Below are 14274 nucleotides of genomic sequence, written 5' to 3' on the forward strand. Positions count from 1 at the left end.
ATGAACCCCGACGCGCTGCGCGGCCACATGGACGCTCTGCTGCTCTCCGTGCTGGAGCGGGAGCCGCTGCACGGCTACGCCATCATCGAGGCCCTGCAGGAGCGGAGCGGGGGAGCGCTCAACGTGCCGACCGGCACCGTCTACCCGGCGCTGCGCAGGCTGGAGCGCACCGGCCACCTGGTGAGCGAGTGGGCGACGGTGGGCGGGCGCAGGCGGCGCACCTACCGGCTCACCGACTCCGGCAGGAAACAGCTGGAGGGGGAGCGGTCGGCCTGGCAGGCGTTCACCAGCGCCATCGGGAGCGTGCTGGGGCCCGGGGAGGTCAGGCCCTCCGGGTCAGCCTGACGCACCGGGTCGCGCAGTAGAGCTGCAGCCCGGCGCAGGCGTAGGTCATCAGGTTGGCGAGGACGACGGGAAGGGACAGCCCCATGCTCGCCGACACGTACCAGCCCTGCGAGAGCATCAGGCCGAGCAGCGAGGTCAGCGGCAGCATCAGCCAGACCGCCAGGCCGAGCGAGCGCGTCACCAGCCGCGCCTTCGGGATCCAGCGGGCGCCCCGGCCCAGCGCCAGCAGCGCGAGCCCGCCGTACAGGCCGGTGACGAGCTGGATGACGTCGAGCAGCCGGGAAGCGGGCATGAACCAGCTCGGCCGGCTCTCCCACACGACCGGATCGGCGGGCGCGAAGTTCCAGACCAGGCCCCACGCCAGCACGGTCGCCGGCACGCTGACGAACAGCAGCAGCCCCAGCCTGCGCCCCGCAGAGGCGGTCAGCTCCTCCTGGTAGCCCGGCGCCACCTCCTGGACCGGCCCGAACTCCTCGACCGCCCGCCGCTCCGCGTCGGCCCGGCGCAGCCCTTCGGCCTCGTAGGCCTCGGCGCAGTCGACCAGACTGTCGCGCGCCTCGACGACCATGTCATGTTTCGGCCCGTACGGACCCGACAGGGACCGGCGCAGCTCGGTCACGTAGTCGTCGATGAGCATGGACTCAAGTCTACGAAGCGGCACCCCGGGCCCCCATCGGGGATCTCCCTGATATGCGGTCACGCTAGCCGTGCTGCGCCGGCGCGCGGCGGCGGGAGAACCAGCGCAGCATGGGCAGGCGCATGCTCACCCGCATGCCGCGCGGGGTGAGAGCGAACGTGCACTCCTTCAGCCGCACCCCCGCCGGGTGCGCCAGCCCGGTGAAGAGGCAGGCCGACAGGTCGAGCCCCGTCAGGGCCAGGCTGGCCGCGTCCACCTCGCGCAGCGACGTCAGCGTGGACGTGCCGCCGCCGGTGACCGTCGCGGGGCCGCGCAGGACCGCGCCCTCCAGGTCGGCCTGCGAGTCGGTCAGCCGCACCGTCGTGGCCCCCGCCACCACCAGCCGCCGCAGGTCGACCCCGCACCCGCGGACGGCCAGGTCCAGGGTGCCGCCCGCCTGGGCCCGCGTGGCCGAGAACCTGCCGGTGGCCGACAGGTAGGCGTCGGCGGCGAAGCGCACCGAGTCGAACCCGGCGCTGCCGCTCACCTTGCGGAACGAGAGCGTGCGGCCGAACCGGGCGCCGCGGAAGTGCGCCGCCTCGCCCATCCGGGCGCCGTCGAACGTCGCGTACCCCTCGAACCTGGCGGCCTCGCAGGACAGCCCGTGCTCGAACACCGCCTGGCTGAACAGCGCGTCCCTGGTCATCACCGCCCCGTCGAGCGAGGCGTGCCCGCGCACCGTCACCCCGTGGAACGACAGCTCCCTGGCGAACCTGGCGCTCGCCAGCGACACGTTGCCCTCGAAGCGGGCGCCGAAGAACGACGCGAGCCGCTCGAACCGGGCGCCGTCGAGCGACACGTCGCCCGTGAACGTCACCCCCGCGAGCCGCACGTCGCCGGTGAAGCGGGCGCGGTCGAGCCGGGCGCGACCGGGCCGGCCGAGGGTGGCCTCCACGACCCTGCCCAGCAGGTCGCCGCTGAGCGTCGTGCCGCGCAGGTCGAGCAGCCGGCCCGGAGCCATGCCCGCCAGCACGGCGGAGACCTGGTCGGGGGAGAGGTGGGCGAGGCAGAGGCCGTACGGCCGGCGGGCGATCCCTGTGCAGGCCGCCGATTGCGCGCAGGTGACCCAGTCCATGCCCTGCTCATACCCGGTGGGCCGCACTGTCAAGGTTCGGCGATGGAAGCTTGAGGTCACATCTCTGTAGACACCTGTCACGGACCCTGGCTCTAGAGTGCGGCTTATGCATGCTTTACCCCGGGCTTCCTGGGCCGCGATCACCGCGGCCGCACTCACCGCCGGCCTCCTGTCGGCCCCCGCCGCCGCGACGCCCGCCGGCCCCTGCGACACCCCGCCCGACCGGGAGATCGCCGAGGTCCAGGGCGGCGGCGCCGCCACCCCGCTCGCCGGGCAGACCGTCCGCGTCGAGGGCGTGGTCACCGCCGACTTCCAGCGCACCGACCAGCTCAGCGGCTTCTTCCTGCAGGACCCGACGCCGGACGCCGATCCGGCCACCTCCGACGCGCTGTTCGCCTTCGCCCGCGAGTCCTTCAAGGACGTCAAGGTCGGCGACCGCGTGCTCGTCACCGGCCGGGCGATCGAGTTCAACGGCTGGACCGAGCTGTCGCCCGTCACCGCCGTCGACGTGTGCGGCACCGGCTCCATCGCGCCACAGCGCCACCGGCTGCCCAGCGCCGACCTGGAGCCGGTGGAGAACATGCTGCTCACCTTCCCCCAGCGGCTCACCGTGAACGACAACTACAACCTGGGCCGCTTCGGTGAGGTCACGCTGTCCTCCGGCGGCAGGCTCTACCAGCCGACCGACCGGCCGGGCGTGACCCCCGACGACAACGCCCGCCGCTCCCTGCTCGTCGACGACGGCTCCAACCAGCAGAACCCGGCCACGCTGCCGCCCGTCGTGCGCGCCGGGGACAGCGCCGCCGGCATCACCGGCGTGCTCGGCTACGGCTTCGACCGCTACCGGCTGCAGCCCACCGAGCCGATCCGCTACCAGAGCACCAACCCGCGCCTGCCGCGGCCGTTCCCGGTGATCGGCAACGTCACGGTGGCCTCCTTCAACACGCTCAACTGGTTCACCACGATCGGCTCGCGCGGCGCGAGCACCGCCGAGGAGCAGCAGCGCCAGCTCGCCAAGCTCGTCTCCGCGCTCAAGGGACTCAACGCCGACGCCGTCGGCCTCATGGAGGTCGAGAACAACGGCCAGACCGCCCTGCAGGCCCTGGTCGACGCGGTCAACGCCGAGATGGGCGCGGGCACGTACGCGGCGCTCACCCACCCCTACCCGGGCACCGACGCGATCCAGGTCGGGCTCATCTACAAGCCGGGCAAGCTGACCCCGGTGGGTCAGGCCCGCTCATCAGAGGACCCGGTGTTCAGCCGCCCGCCGCTCGTCCAGAGCTTCCGCCGCAAGCACGGCGGCCAGCCGTTCACGATGGTGGTCAACCACCTCAAGTCCAAGGGCTCCTGCCCTGACAGCGGGCCCGACGCCGACCAGGGCGACGGCCAGGGCTGCTGGAACCCCACCCGGGTGGCGCAGGCACAGGCGCTGCTCGGCCTCATCGAGGACCTGCCGGCCCCGCTGGTGCTCGGCGACCTCAACGCCTACGGCGAGGAGGACCCGATCGAGACCCTCGAAGCGGGCGGCCTCACCAGCCTCACCAAACGGTACGTGCCCGCCCCGCTGCGCTACAGCTACCTCTTCGACGGGCTGGCCGGCGAGCTCGACCACATGATGGCGAGCAAAAAGCTGCTCAGGCGCGTCACCAGCGCGGCCATCTGGCACGTCAACGCGGACGAGCCGCGCATCCGCGACTACAACACCGAGTTCAACCCGCCCCACCTCTACCGGCCGGACGCCTACCGGTCCTCCGACCACGACCCCCTGGTCGTCGGCCTCACCCTGCCCGGCCGCTGAGCCGTGCCTGTCCCCGGGCCTGTCCCCGGGCCTGTCCCCGGGCCTGTCCCCTGGCCGGGCCGCGTGCGCGCGGCCCGGCCCGGAGCATGGAATGCTGGTGAGGGGTACGTGGTTGTCACGGAGACAATCACCGGAAGCGGACCGACGTCAGAGGAGCCACTTGTGGCGACCATCGAAGTAACCGAGACCAACTTCAACGACATCGCCGACAAGGGGATCGTCCTGCTCGACTTCTGGGCGGAGTGGTGCGGTCCTTGCAAGATGTTCGGGCCGATCTTTGAGAAGGCCTCCGAGAAGCACGAGGACATCACGTTCGGCAAGATCGACACCGACCAGGAGCAGGCGCTCGCGCAGGGCTTCGAGATCAGGTCGATCCCGACCCTGATGGCCATCCGCGACGGCATCGTGGTCTTCGCGCAGCCCGGCGCCATTCCCGCGCCGGCCCTCGACGACCTGATCCGTCAGGTGCGCGCGCTCGACATGGACGAGATCAGGGCGGAGCTCGACAAGGAGCTCAAGAACGCCCAGAAGAACTGACCCACTCCGGCACGGCCCCGCCCTCGGGCGGGGCCGCCGTGCTTTCCGTGCTTTCCGTGCTTTCTAGGCCTTGCGGCCGACGCCCGCGTATCCCGGGCTGCGCCGTCCCGAGGCGGCCAGCTCGTCGTCCGGGCGCCAGTCCTTCGGGTCCACCAGGCCGGGCTCCAGCAGCTCGTAGCCCTCGAAGAAGCGCAGGATCTCCTCGTGCGTGCGCAGGTTGAGCGCCGCCGTGGACTGCTTGTAGACCTCGAGCGCCTGCGGCGTGAGATCGGTGTTGTCGTCGATCGCGTGGCTGATCACCAGGTGGCTGCCGGGCACGCAGACCTCGCGCAGCCGGGCGATGAGCCCGAACGCCTCCTCGTCCGACAGGAAGTGGAGGATCGTCAGCATCATGAACGCGACCGGCCGGTCGAAATCGATCAAGGGCTTGAGCTGCTCCAGCAGCTCATCCGGCTTGCGCGCGTCACCCTGGAGGAAGTCGACGTTGTCGCCGCGCGCCAGCAGCGCCCGGCCGTGCGTGCACACCACCGGGTCGTTGTCGACATACACCACCCGCGAGCCCACCGCGATCTCGTGCGTGTTGCCCTGGGTCGGCAAACCCGCCCCCAGGTCCACGATCTGGTCGACACCGTTCTCCGTCACCAGGCGTACGGCCCTGCGCAGGAAACCACGGTTGACCGCGGCCGAGGTCTTGGTGTTGGGGAACAGCTTCAGGATGCGCTCGGCCGCCTCCCGATCCGCCGCGAAGTTGTCCTTGCCGTCGAGGTAGTAGTCGTACATCCTCGCGACGTTGGGCACGTTCGGATCGACGCCATCTGGAGCTCTGTCCACCACATCTCCCAATATTCCCGGCCTTTAGCCGCTGATCATAGAAGATGTTCCGGGCCACCGCTCGGCGATGGCCCGGAAAGGTGAGAGTTACTCAGCCGCGGTACAGCTCGGCCACCCGGAAGGCCAGATCGAGCGACTGGCTCCGGTTGAGCCGTGGGTCGCAGGCCGTCTCGTAGCGGGTCGCCAGGTCGCCCTCGGCGATCTCGTGGCCGCCGCCGACGCACTCGGTCACGTCGTCGCCGGTGAACTCGATGTGGATGCCGCCGGGGTGCGTGCCGAGCGCGCGGTGCACCTCGAAGAACCCGGCCACCTCGTCGAGCACGTTGTCGAAGCGCCGGGTCTTGTGGCCGCTCGGCGCCTCGAAGGTGTTGCCGTGCATCGGGTCGCACACCCAGGCCACCTGCGCGCCCGCGGCCGTGACCTCCTTGACCAGCGGCGGCAGATGCTCGCGGATCTTGGACGCGCCCATCCGCGTGACGAACGTGAGCCGCCCCGGCACGTTGTCCGGGTTGAGCTTCTCCACCAGCGCCAGCGCGTCCTCAGGAGAGGTGGACGGGCCCAGCTTGACGCCGATCGGGTTGCGGATCCTGGAGAAGAACTCCACGTGCGCGCCGTCGAGCTGGCGGGTGCGCTCGCCGATCCAGACCATGTGCGCCGACACGTCGTAGGGCAGGCCCGTGCGCGAGTCGATGCGGGTGAGCGCCTGGTCGTAGTCGAGGATCAGCGCCTCGTGGGAGGAGTAGAACTCCACCGACTGGAACTCCTCCGGCTCGGCCCCGCAGGCCCGCATGAAGGCCAGCGCCTGGTCGATCTCGCGGGCCAGCCGCTCGTAGCGCTGACCGGCCGGCGACCCGGCCACGAAGTCCTGGTTCCAGGCGTGCACCTGGCGCAGGTCGGCGTAGCCGCCCTTGGTGAACGCCCGGGCGAGGTTGAGCGTCACCGCCGAGGAGTGGTAGGCCTTGAGCAGCCGCCACGGGTCGGGCCTGCGCGACTCCGGGGTGAAGTCGAACCCGTTGACCATGTCGCCCCGGTAGGCGGGCAGCTCCACGCCGTCGCGCACTTCGGTGCCCTTGGACCGCGGCTTGGCGAACTGGCCGGCGAGCCGGCCGATCTTGACCACCGGCACCTTGCCCGCGTAGGTGAGCACGATCGCCATCTGCAGCAGCGTCTTGAGCTTGTTGCGCACGTTGTCGGCCGTGGCGCCGGCGAACGTCTCGGCGCAGTCGCCGCCCTGCAGGACGAACGCCTCGCCCCGGGTGACGGCCGCCAGCTCCTCCTTGAGCTGGTCACACTCTCCCGCGAAGACCAGCGGGGGCAGGCCGCCGAGCTCGGCGACGACCTTCTCGAGCTCGTCGCGCTCAGGCCAGTCAGGCTGCTGGGCCGCGGACAGGGCTCGCCAGGAATCGAGATTCAGCGAATTGCTCAATGCGCTCACGAGATACGAGGGTATTCCACCGGATCCCTCTGGCCGACCTCCATGTCCACGTTGTGAGAAGGCGGTCAAAGCTTGACGGCATCCATGAGCGCCGAGCGCCCGAATCACCGGGTGTGAGCCGCCTCTCACCACCTCGGGAGTGGACATGGACGACGAACTCCACGCCCTGTCCGGCGCCTACGCCGCGCACGCGTTGCCGCCGGCCGACGTGGCGTCGTTCGAGGAGCACCTGTCGAGCTGCCGCACCTGCCCGTCCGAGGTGAGCCGCCTCCGGGAGACGGCCGCCCGCCTGGCCCTCGCCGTCGCCACCCCGCCGCCCGCCTCCCTGCGCCCCCGCGTCCTGACCGCCGCCCACCGGCGGCACGACACGGTCCACCCGGCGGCGGACCGGACTCCGCGTGCCGACGTCCTTCCCCCGCGGCGCGGGTGGCGGGCCAAGGCGGTGGCGGGGCTCGCCGCCGTGTCCGCGGCCGCCGCCGTCGCGCTCGGCGTGGTCGCCTTCGACGCCCGCCGCGACCTGGGCGACCTGCGGGCCGGGCACGGCGCGCTGGTCACGGAGGTGGCCGCCGTCCTGGCCGCCCCGGACGCCCGTACGGTACGGCACCGCATCGCCTCGGGCGGCACCGGCGTCGCCGTCGTCTCCCGCGAGCGGGGACGGATACTGTTCACTTCATCGGGAATGCCGGAGTTGCCGCCGTCCAAGGTCTACGCTCTGTGGCTGATGAACCCGGACGGCGTCCGCCCGGCCGGGCTGCTCGACCGGGGGGAGGACGGCCTCACCGCACCCGTCGTCGCCGACCTCCGCGACGACGTCCGCCTCGGCCTCACCGTCGAGCCCGCGGGCGGCTCCGACCGGCCGACCACCCGCCCCATCCTGTTCGCCGAGCTTCCCGCGGCCTGAGCCGGACCGTCGCCCAGGCCGCGGGAATCCTTCGAATGACCATTGCGCTGCCTCTGCTGGATCGGGAGCTTCTGGGCCTCGATGTAGTCTTCAATGATCTTGAGCGGTGCGCCGCCGCACGAGGCGGCGAAATACGACGGCGACCAGAGGTGACCATCCACGAAGGCCTGATCGATCTGGCCAGTGAACTCTATGGCCAGGTAGTGCGCTGATACGGCCTTGAGCCGGTTAACCAGCGTGGAGACCGCCAGCTTCGGCGGATAGTGCACCAGCAGAGCACAGCCCACCATTCACACCATCCGCAAGGTGGCCGGAGCCTATGCCACATTGAATGGCCACCTGACGGCGGGCAACTACGGTCCTCAGGGGGCCAGACAGAGGGCCAGGGCGAAGGCGAGCCCGATCCGGGTCCGCAAGGACGCCGCCCAGCCGTTCGACGACCGGTGTCTGTCCTGCTGCTGCACAGGATCTCCGGCCGGGAGGCGCGGTTCGCGGCCGACGTCAACCACCGCATTTCCAAGAGCATCGTGACCGAGGCTGAACGCACCTCACGCGGCATAGCCCTGGAAGATCTGGGCGGAATCCGTGAGAGGGTACGGCTACGCAAGCCCCAGCGGGTCGCGCTGCATTCGTGGAGCTTCCAGCAGTCGGGGGCGTTCATCGCCTACAAAGGCACTGAGGGCAGGCGTGCCGGTTGAGCATGTGGATCCGGCCTACACCTCTCAGCGATGTTCGGCCTGTGCGCACACCGACCGCAGGAATCGGACCGATCAGGCGAGTTTCGTCTGCACGTCGTGTGGCTTCGCTGAGCACGCCGACGTGCACGCGGCCCGCAACATCGCCTTGCGCGGTGCGGCGGGCTGGGCAGTGAGTCACACTGCCGACGATGCGGCCTGACCCGTACATGCCATGTGCGGTGAAGAGCTGCGAGCTCGGTCCTTCGAGACCGGGAAGCTGACCTACTTCGGCTGGCCCACCTCATCCGAGCTGCCGTGGACGTTCAGCGACGACGGCACCGTCATCGACCACCTCGTCTTCGGCAAGCTGCCGCGCGGCCTGCACACGGTCGAGTACCGCTCGATCGACGCGGCCGGCAACCACGGCGCGCCGGGGGAGTTCACCGTCACCACGATCACCGGCGAGCACCGCGGGCCGCTGGCCGTCACCGGCACGCTCACCGCGTCGGAGGCCGCCGCCGTGCTGCTCACCGGGAACGACGCGCCGGTCCTGTCGGGCAGCACCGTCGGGGGCGCGCTCGCCTGCACCGGCAACACGCCCGCGCCCGCCGACCTGGGCGTGCCCAACGCGCTGCGCGGCGCGGGCGCCGGGCAGCGCCGCGAGCTACGCGACGGTGCCGGGGGCGAGAGGTACGAGGCGGTCCAGCACCTCGGCGAGTGAGGCCGTGGCCTGGTCGCGCACGCGGGCGTACTCGGCCTCCGGATACTGCCGGGGGCCGTTCTCCACCAGCAGGATCAGGTAGAGGTACGCCCGGTACAGGTCGAGCCGTACATGCGCGGCCGGGGTGAGCTCGAACGGGGTCACCTCGCGGTAGCCCGCCACCAGCGGGTCGTCCTCACGCAGCTCGGCGAAGATCGTCGGGGTGATGAACTCGGCCAGCGGGTCGCCCCAGAACGCCCGCTCGTGGTCGATGATCGCCTGGATGCGGGGCGGCCCCGACAGGTCCAGGAACACGTTGCCCGGCCAGATGTCGAAGTGGACCAGGTGGGGCGTGGTCACCTCGTCGAGCGCGGGCGCGGCCCCCGCCAGCAGCGCGCGGATGCGCGGCACCGGCGCGGGCAGCGCCGTCGGGTAGCGGACGGTGTCGCCGAGCAGCGCGTCGACCATGGCGAGGTACGCCTCGCGCCAGGTCGAGCCGGTGATGCCGGCGTGCGGGTAGCCGAACACCGGGCCGGTGACCGCGTTCAGCCGGGCCAGGAGGCGGCCCAGCTCGCGGCGGAGCCTCGCCTGGTCCTCGGGCGTGACCTTCGGAGAGCCCTCGCCCAGGGCGCCGTCGTGCCGTGAGACGTGGTTCCAGGAGACGCCGTCGAGCGCCGCCAGCATGAGGTAGTCGCCGCCCAGCACCGGGTCGTCGAACCCGGCCCGCAGCAGCGCCGCCACCGGCACGCCCGCCGCCGCGGCCAGCTCGCAGGCCGCCGCCTCCGTCCGCAGCAGATCGCGCTCGTAGCTCAGCTGGTCGAGCTCCGGCGGCGGCGACAGCTTGCAGACCACGTCGCGGCCGTCGTCCAGGCGCAGCCGCCACACCGCGTTCGCGAAGCCGTCGGTCAGCTCGGCGTGATCGAGCACGCCCGCGCCGAGCGCCCTGCGGGCCAGCGCGTCGAGCTCCTGCCGCGATAAGCGGCGCTTGGTCCTGCTGTCCACCCACGCCCTCCTCAGACCGGCTCCCGCCGTACCAAGCCCATCCGCGCGTTCCAGCGCCGCGCCTCAGGCCGACTCGCGCCGCACCAGGTGGGTGTCGAGGATCACCACCGGCTGGCGCAGCTCCTCGCCGTTGATGCGGGCCACCAGCAGCAGCGCCATCTGGCGGCCCATCGCCTCCGTCGGCTGGTGGACGGTCGTCAGCGGCGGGTCGGCGTGCAGGGCGGCCTTCGAGTCGTCGAACCCGATCACCGCCACGTCGCCGGGGATCGCCCGGCCCGCCGCCTTCAGCACCCGGACCGCGCCCAGCGCCATCGGGTCGGAGGCGGCGAACACCGCGTCGAGGTCGGGATGGGCGGCCAGCAGCTCGGTCATCGCCGCCTCCCCGCTCTCCTCGGAGAAGTCGCCGTACGCGACCAGCTCGGGAAAGCCGGAAGGCAGCAGCGCGTCGCGGTAGCCCGCCAGCCGGTCGACGCCCACGCCCATGTCCTGCGAGCCGGCGATGGCGGCGATGCGGGTGCGGCCGAGGCCCAGCAGGTGTTTGACCGCCTGCCGGGCCCCTGCCCTGTTGTCCATGTCGACGTAGCTGTAGGGGGACAGGCCGACGGGGCGGCCGCCCAGCACGGTCGGCACGCCCATCGCCTCCAGCCTGCCCGGCAGCGGGTCGGCGCCGTGCAGCGACAGGAGCAGCACGCCGTCGACGTGCTGTCCCGTCAGGTAGTGCTGCAGCCTGGCGTGCTCCTGGGGGGTGCGCGCCATGGCCAGCAGGAGTTGCAGGCCGGTCTCCGACAGCGCCGAGCCGATGCCCCGGATGGTGCCGGCGAAGTAGGGCTCGTCGAAGAGCCGGCCTTCGGACTCGGAGACGACCAGCGCGACGGTGTCGGTGCGGCGGGTCACCAGGGTGCGGGCCGCCCGGTTGGGGACGTAGCCCAGCTCCTGGATCGCCGCCTGCACCGCGTCGCGCGCTCGCTGGCTCACATTGGGGGAGCCGTTGATGACTCTCGACACCGTGCCTCGGCCGACCCCGGCCCGGGCGGCGACTGCCTCAAGAGTCGGTCGGTTCATGGTTCCTATTCTGCCGGATGATCTCGGCATACCATGTCGCGCTGTCTTTGGGCAGCCGCTCCTGCGTCTCGTAGTCGACCCGGACGATGCCGAAGCGCTTGCCGTAGCCCCAGGCCCACTCGAAGTTGTCCATGAGCGACCAGGCGAAATAGCCCTCCAGCGGCACTCCGGCGTCGATCGCCTCGCGGCAGGCGCCCAGGTGGGCCTCGAAGTAGGCCCGCCGCTCCTCGTCGCGCACCCGGCCGTCGGCCAGGACGTCCTCGAACGCGGCGCCGTTCTCCGAGACGACCAGCGGGATCCGCGGGTAGTCGCGGGCCACCCTGGCGAGCACCTCCACCAGGCCGTCCTCGTCGATCTCCCAGCCCATCGCGGTGACCGGGCGGCCGCCGTTCACGAACGAGACGTGCTCGCTGCCCACCCAGGGCGAGGCCGAGTCGGTCGGCGCGGCCGCCGCCGAGGCCCGGCCGCCCGGCGCCCCGGACACCGTGAACCGGCTGTAGTAGTTGACCAGCAGCACGTCGATCGGCGCGTTGATGGTCTTCAGGTCGCCGTCCTCGATGAAGGCCAGGTCCATCCGCAGGTCGTCGAGGACGTCCTGCGGATAGCGGCCGGTCAGCAGCGCGTCGAGGAAGAACCGGTTCTGCAGCCCGTCGATGCGACGTGCCGCGTCCTGGTCAGCCTCGCTGGCCGTGGCCGGGGTGATCGCGTAGAGGTTCACGCAACCTCCCACCCGGCGCGCGCCCATGGCCTGGACCCCTAGTCCATGGGCGAGGTTCAAGTGGTGCGCGGCCCGGATGGCGTTCTCGGGCTCGCGGCGTCCCGGAGCATGCTCACCCGAGGCGTATCCGAGGAAGGCCGCGCACCACGGCTCATTGACGGTGCTCCACGTGTGCACCCTGTCGTGCAGCGCTTCGTGCACGATCGCCGCGTAGTCGGCGAAGCGCAGCGCCGTGTCCCTGGCCGGCCAGCCGCCTCTGTCCTCCAGGGCCTGCGGCAGGTCCCAGTGGTAGAGCGTCAGCCACGGGTCGATCCCGTGCGACAGCAGCTCGTCGACCAGGCGCTTGTAGAAGTCCAGCCCCTTCTGGTTGACGGCCCCGGATCCGTCCGGCTGCACGCGCGGCCAGGACACCGAGAAGCGGTAGGCGCTCAGGCCCAGATCCGCCATGATCCGTACGTCGTCGCGGTAGCGGTTGTAGTGGTCGATGGCGACGTCCGCGTGTTCGCCGCCCACCACCCTGCCCGGCGTCTTGGTGAACGTGTCCCAGATCGACGTGCCGCGGCCGTCCGCCGTCACCGCGCCCTCGATCTGATAGGCCGAGGTTGCCGCGCCCCACGCGAACCCGGTAGGGAATCGCAGCTCGGAGCGGGTCTGTTCCTCCTGAGTCGTCACGCCTTGACCGCACCTTCCATCAGGCCGCCCACGATCTGACGGCCGAACAGTACGAAAACTACGAAGAGAGGGAGTACCGAGGCGGCGGTGCCGGTGAACAGCATCACGTAGTCGGTGCCGTGGGCCTGGTTCAGCGCCGCGATCGAGGTCTGCACCACCGGGTTCTCCGGCAGCAGCACGATGAGCGGCCACATGAACTCGTTCCACGTCTGCATGAACACCAGCAGCGCGAGCACCGCCATGCCCGGCCGGAGCGCGGGCAGGATGACCTTGCGATAGATGCCCAGTGTTGACGCCCCGTCGACCCTGGCCGCCTCGACCAGCTCGTCCGGCACCGCCTGGGAGGCGTACTGGGTCATCATGAACACGCCGAACCCGTTGACCAGGAACGGCAGGATCACCGCCTGGAGCTGGCCGGTCCAGCCGAGCGTCACCATGAGCTCGTACAACGGCACGATGCCCATCTGCTGCAGCGGCACCATCATGGTGACCAGGATCAGCCCGAGCAGGATCTTCGAGCCGCGGAAGCGCAGCTTGGAGAAGGCGAAGCCGGCCAGGGTGGAGATGAACACCACCGACACGGTCACGGTCGTCGCCACGATCGCCGAGTTGATGAGGCCGGTGAGGAAGTAGGCGTCCTCGGTGGCGAGCAGCCGCTCGACGTTCTCGCCCAGATGGCCGCCCGGCAGCATCGGCGGCGGGGTGTCGAGCGCGTCGTCGTTGGTCCGCGTCGCCATGATGAACATGTAGTAGACGGGATAGGCCGACAGCAGCAGCGCCAGGGCGAGCACGACCTTAGTGAGAGCCCCCGCGTCCCACAGCCGGTTGACCGGTTGCCTGGTGGTCATCGTGCACCCCCGATGCGGCGCGTGAACCAGTAGTTGATCATGGTGCCGAAGAGGATCAGCACGAACAGCAGCCAGGCGGCGGCCGAGGCGTAGCCGATCTCGAACCCGCCGCGGAAGGCGGCCTCGACGATGAACATCGCCACGGTCTGATACTGGCCGGTGGTGCCGCCGGTCATCATCTGCTCGCCCTCGAACATCACCGGCTCGGTGAACAGCGTCAGGCCGCCGATGGTGGAGATGAAGACGACGAACACGATGGTCGGCCGCAGCATCGGCAGCGTGATCTGCCAGAACTGCCGGCGCGCCGAGGCGCCGTCGATGGCCGCGGCCTCGTACAGGTCCTTGGGGATCGTCTGCATGGCGGCGAGCAGGATGATCGCGTTGTAGCCGGTCCACCGCCAGTCGACCATGGTGGCGATGGCGATCCAGGCGGACCACTTCTCGTTCTGCCAGGCGATCGGCTCGATGCCGGCGAACCCGAGTATCCAGTTGAACAGGCCGTAGTCACGGCTGTAGAGCTGGCTGAAGACGACCGCCACCGCGACCACCGAGGTGACCATCGGCAGCAGCACGCCCAGGCGCAGCAGCAGCCTGCCGCGCAGGCGCTTGTTCAGCGCGTTGGCCAGCACCAGGGCCATGATGATCTGCGGCACGGTGGCCAGCACGAACATGCCGACCGTGTTGAACACCGCGTTCCAGAACTCCGCGTCGGCGATCAGTTCGGCGTAGTTCGCGAGGCCGGCGAACTCCCGCTTGCCGGCCAGCTCGGCGTCGTGCAGCGACAGCCAGAGGGTGTAGAGAAGAGGGAAGACGCCGAAGACGGCGAACAGCAGGAAGTAGGGCGAGACCAGGAGGTAGGGCATGCCCCTGAGGTCGAAGCGCCCGGCCCGCCTGCTCGGCCTCGCCCGCCTGGGCGACGCGTGCCGGGGCGGCGGCGCGAGTTGGAGAGTCATGGAAGCCTTTCGAGCCAGATCGGGAGTGGCGCCCGCCCGGAGCG

The 14274-nt window shown here is 70.8% G+C and carries 16 protein-coding genes and 1 pseudogene; 7 read left to right on the top strand and 10 right to left on the bottom strand.

All coding sequences use genetic code 11. The features are described 5' to 3' along the window. The gene (locus KME79_RS12290; RefSeq protein ID WP_148032464.1) at positions 1-345 is read left to right on the top strand and encodes a PadR family transcriptional regulator; all 345 of its coding nucleotides are present in this window, start codon (positions 1-3) and stop codon (positions 343-345) included. Here KME79_RS12290 and KME79_RS12295 read toward each other — a convergent pair. Both KME79_RS12295 and KME79_RS46240 read right to left on the bottom strand, forming a co-directional pair. Then, a complete protein-coding gene (locus KME79_RS12295) occupies positions 323-982 on the bottom strand; it encodes a permease prefix domain 1-containing protein (protein ID WP_219544537.1) in 660 nt (219 codons plus the stop codon). The genes KME79_RS12290 and KME79_RS12295 overlap by 23 nt on opposite strands. Positions 983-1046: 64 nt before the next feature. Next, positions 1047-2096 (bottom strand): pentapeptide repeat-containing protein, encoded by a 1050-nt coding sequence (locus tag KME79_RS46240; RefSeq protein WP_219544538.1) that lies wholly within the window; start codon positions 2094-2096, stop codon positions 1047-1049. Between the two features lie 106 nt (positions 2097-2202). Here KME79_RS46240 and KME79_RS12305 point away from each other — a divergent pair, with 106 nt between their 5' ends. Continuing rightward, positions 2203-3894, top strand: coding sequence for an ExeM/NucH family extracellular endonuclease (locus tag KME79_RS12305; RefSeq protein WP_219544539.1), 1692 nt, complete (start codon positions 2203-2205; stop codon positions 3892-3894). Between the two features lie 162 nt (positions 3895-4056). Continuing rightward, a complete protein-coding gene (gene trxA / locus KME79_RS12310; RefSeq protein ID WP_148032460.1) occupies positions 4057-4431 on the top strand; it encodes a thioredoxin in 375 nt (124 codons plus the stop codon). 63 nt (positions 4432-4494) lie between these two features. Here the strand turns inward: trxA and KME79_RS12315 are convergent, their stop codons facing one another. Together KME79_RS12315 and KME79_RS12320 are read right to left on the bottom strand one after the other, a co-directional pair. Further along, on the bottom strand, positions 4495-5262 hold the full coding sequence (locus KME79_RS12315; protein ID WP_219544540.1) for an SAM-dependent methyltransferase: 768 nt from the start codon (positions 5260-5262) through the stop codon (positions 4495-4497). 91 nt (positions 5263-5353) lie between these two features. Further along, positions 5354-6697 carry a class II 3-deoxy-7-phosphoheptulonate synthase gene (locus tag KME79_RS12320; RefSeq protein WP_148032458.1) on the bottom strand — a complete coding sequence of 448 codons (1344 nt, stop codon included), beginning with the start codon at positions 6695-6697 and terminating at the stop codon, positions 5354-5356. A 145-nt stretch (positions 6698-6842) separates the two neighbouring features. Between KME79_RS12320 and KME79_RS12325 the strand changes: the two genes are divergently transcribed. Continuing rightward, complete coding sequence (locus KME79_RS12325) at positions 6843-7598, top strand: anti-sigma factor (RefSeq protein WP_219544541.1); 756 nt, start codon at positions 6843-6845, stop codon at positions 7596-7598. Positions 7599-7729: 131 nt separating this feature from the next. Here the strand turns inward: KME79_RS12325 and KME79_RS44735 are convergent. Further along, positions 7730-7888: pseudogene (locus tag KME79_RS44735) on the bottom strand (transposase); the annotation flags it as partial. A 153-nt stretch (positions 7889-8041) separates the two neighbouring features. On the opposite strand from KME79_RS44735, the gene KME79_RS47400 reads away from it, so the two are divergent. The 3 genes from KME79_RS47400 to KME79_RS12340 are packed head-to-tail and all read left to right on the top strand — an operon-like array spanning position 8042 to position 8996. After that, complete coding sequence (locus KME79_RS47400; RefSeq protein ID WP_372452418.1) at positions 8042-8296, top strand: IS200/IS605 family accessory protein TnpB-related protein; 255 nt, start codon at positions 8042-8044, stop codon at positions 8294-8296. 4 nt (positions 8297-8300) lie between these two features. Then, positions 8301-8495, top strand: a complete 195-nt coding sequence (locus tag KME79_RS47405; RefSeq protein WP_372452421.1) for a zinc ribbon domain-containing protein — start codon at positions 8301-8303, stop codon at positions 8493-8495. A 12-nt stretch (positions 8496-8507) separates the two neighbouring features. Further along, positions 8508-8996, top strand: coding sequence for a flagellar hook assembly protein FlgD (locus KME79_RS12340; RefSeq protein WP_219544542.1), 489 nt, complete (start codon positions 8508-8510; stop codon positions 8994-8996). On the opposite strand, the gene KME79_RS12345 is transcribed toward KME79_RS12340, so the two are convergent. The 5 genes from KME79_RS12345 to KME79_RS12365 form a co-directional block, all read right to left on the bottom strand. Continuing rightward, entirely contained in the window at positions 8940-9977 is a 1038-nt protein-coding gene (locus KME79_RS12345) for a phosphotransferase family protein (protein WP_219544543.1), read from the bottom strand. The two genes, KME79_RS12340 and KME79_RS12345, sit on opposite strands and share 57 nt — an antisense overlap. A gap of 63 nt (positions 9978-10040) precedes the next feature. Beyond that, positions 10041-11039 (bottom strand): LacI family DNA-binding transcriptional regulator, encoded by a 999-nt coding sequence (locus KME79_RS12350; protein ID WP_219544544.1) that lies wholly within the window; start codon positions 11037-11039, stop codon positions 10041-10043. Next, the gene (locus KME79_RS12355) at positions 11020-12429 is read right to left on the bottom strand and encodes a GH1 family beta-glucosidase (protein ID WP_148032451.1); all 1410 of its coding nucleotides are present in this window, start codon (positions 12427-12429) and stop codon (positions 11020-11022) included. Before KME79_RS12355 ends, KME79_RS12350 begins: the two co-directional genes overlap by 20 nt. Then, entirely contained in the window at positions 12426-13277 is an 852-nt protein-coding gene (locus tag KME79_RS12360; RefSeq protein WP_148032450.1) for a carbohydrate ABC transporter permease, read from the bottom strand. The genes KME79_RS12355 and KME79_RS12360 overlap by 4 nt, the downstream gene beginning before the upstream one ends. After that, positions 13274-14230, bottom strand: coding sequence for a carbohydrate ABC transporter permease (locus tag KME79_RS12365; RefSeq protein WP_148032449.1), 957 nt, complete (start codon positions 14228-14230; stop codon positions 13274-13276). Before KME79_RS12365 ends, KME79_RS12360 begins: the two co-directional genes overlap by 4 nt. Positions 14231-14274 lie beyond the last annotated feature (44 nt).

It is taken from the genome of Nonomuraea harbinensis, from assembly GCF_019396385.1.
Taxonomy (GTDB): Bacteria; Actinomycetota; Actinomycetes; order Streptosporangiales; family Streptosporangiaceae; genus Nonomuraea; species Nonomuraea ferruginea.

Excerpts from the sequence above, each read along its gene's own strand:
- KME79_RS12305 (WP_219544539.1), top strand. The coding sequence starts at position 2,203 with ATGCATGCTTTACCCCGGGCTTCCTGGGCCGCGATCACCGCGGCCGCA.
- KME79_RS12340 (WP_219544542.1), top strand. The coding sequence starts at position 8,508 with ATGTGCGGTGAAGAGCTGCGAGCTCGGTCCTTCGAGACCGGGAAGCTG.
- KME79_RS12350 (WP_219544544.1), bottom strand. The coding sequence starts at position 11,039 with ATGAACCGACCGACTCTTGAGGCAGTCGCCGCCCGGGCCGGGGTCGGC.
- KME79_RS12360 (WP_148032450.1), bottom strand. The coding sequence starts at position 13,277 with ATGACCACCAGGCAACCGGTCAACCGGCTGTGGGACGCGGGGGCTCTC.
- KME79_RS12290 (WP_148032464.1), top strand. The coding sequence starts at position 1 with ATGAACCCCGACGCGCTGCGCGGCCACATGGACGCTCTGCTGCTCTCC.
- KME79_RS12295 (WP_219544537.1), bottom strand. The coding sequence starts at position 982 with ATGCTCATCGACGACTACGTGACCGAGCTGCGCCGGTCCCTGTCGGGT.
- KME79_RS12365 (WP_148032449.1), bottom strand. The coding sequence starts at position 14,230 with ATGACTCTCCAACTCGCGCCGCCGCCCCGGCACGCGTCGCCCAGGCGG.
- KME79_RS12325 (WP_219544541.1), top strand. The coding sequence starts at position 6,843 with ATGGACGACGAACTCCACGCCCTGTCCGGCGCCTACGCCGCGCACGCG.
- KME79_RS46240 (WP_219544538.1), bottom strand. The coding sequence starts at position 2,096 with ATGGACTGGGTCACCTGCGCGCAATCGGCGGCCTGCACAGGGATCGCC.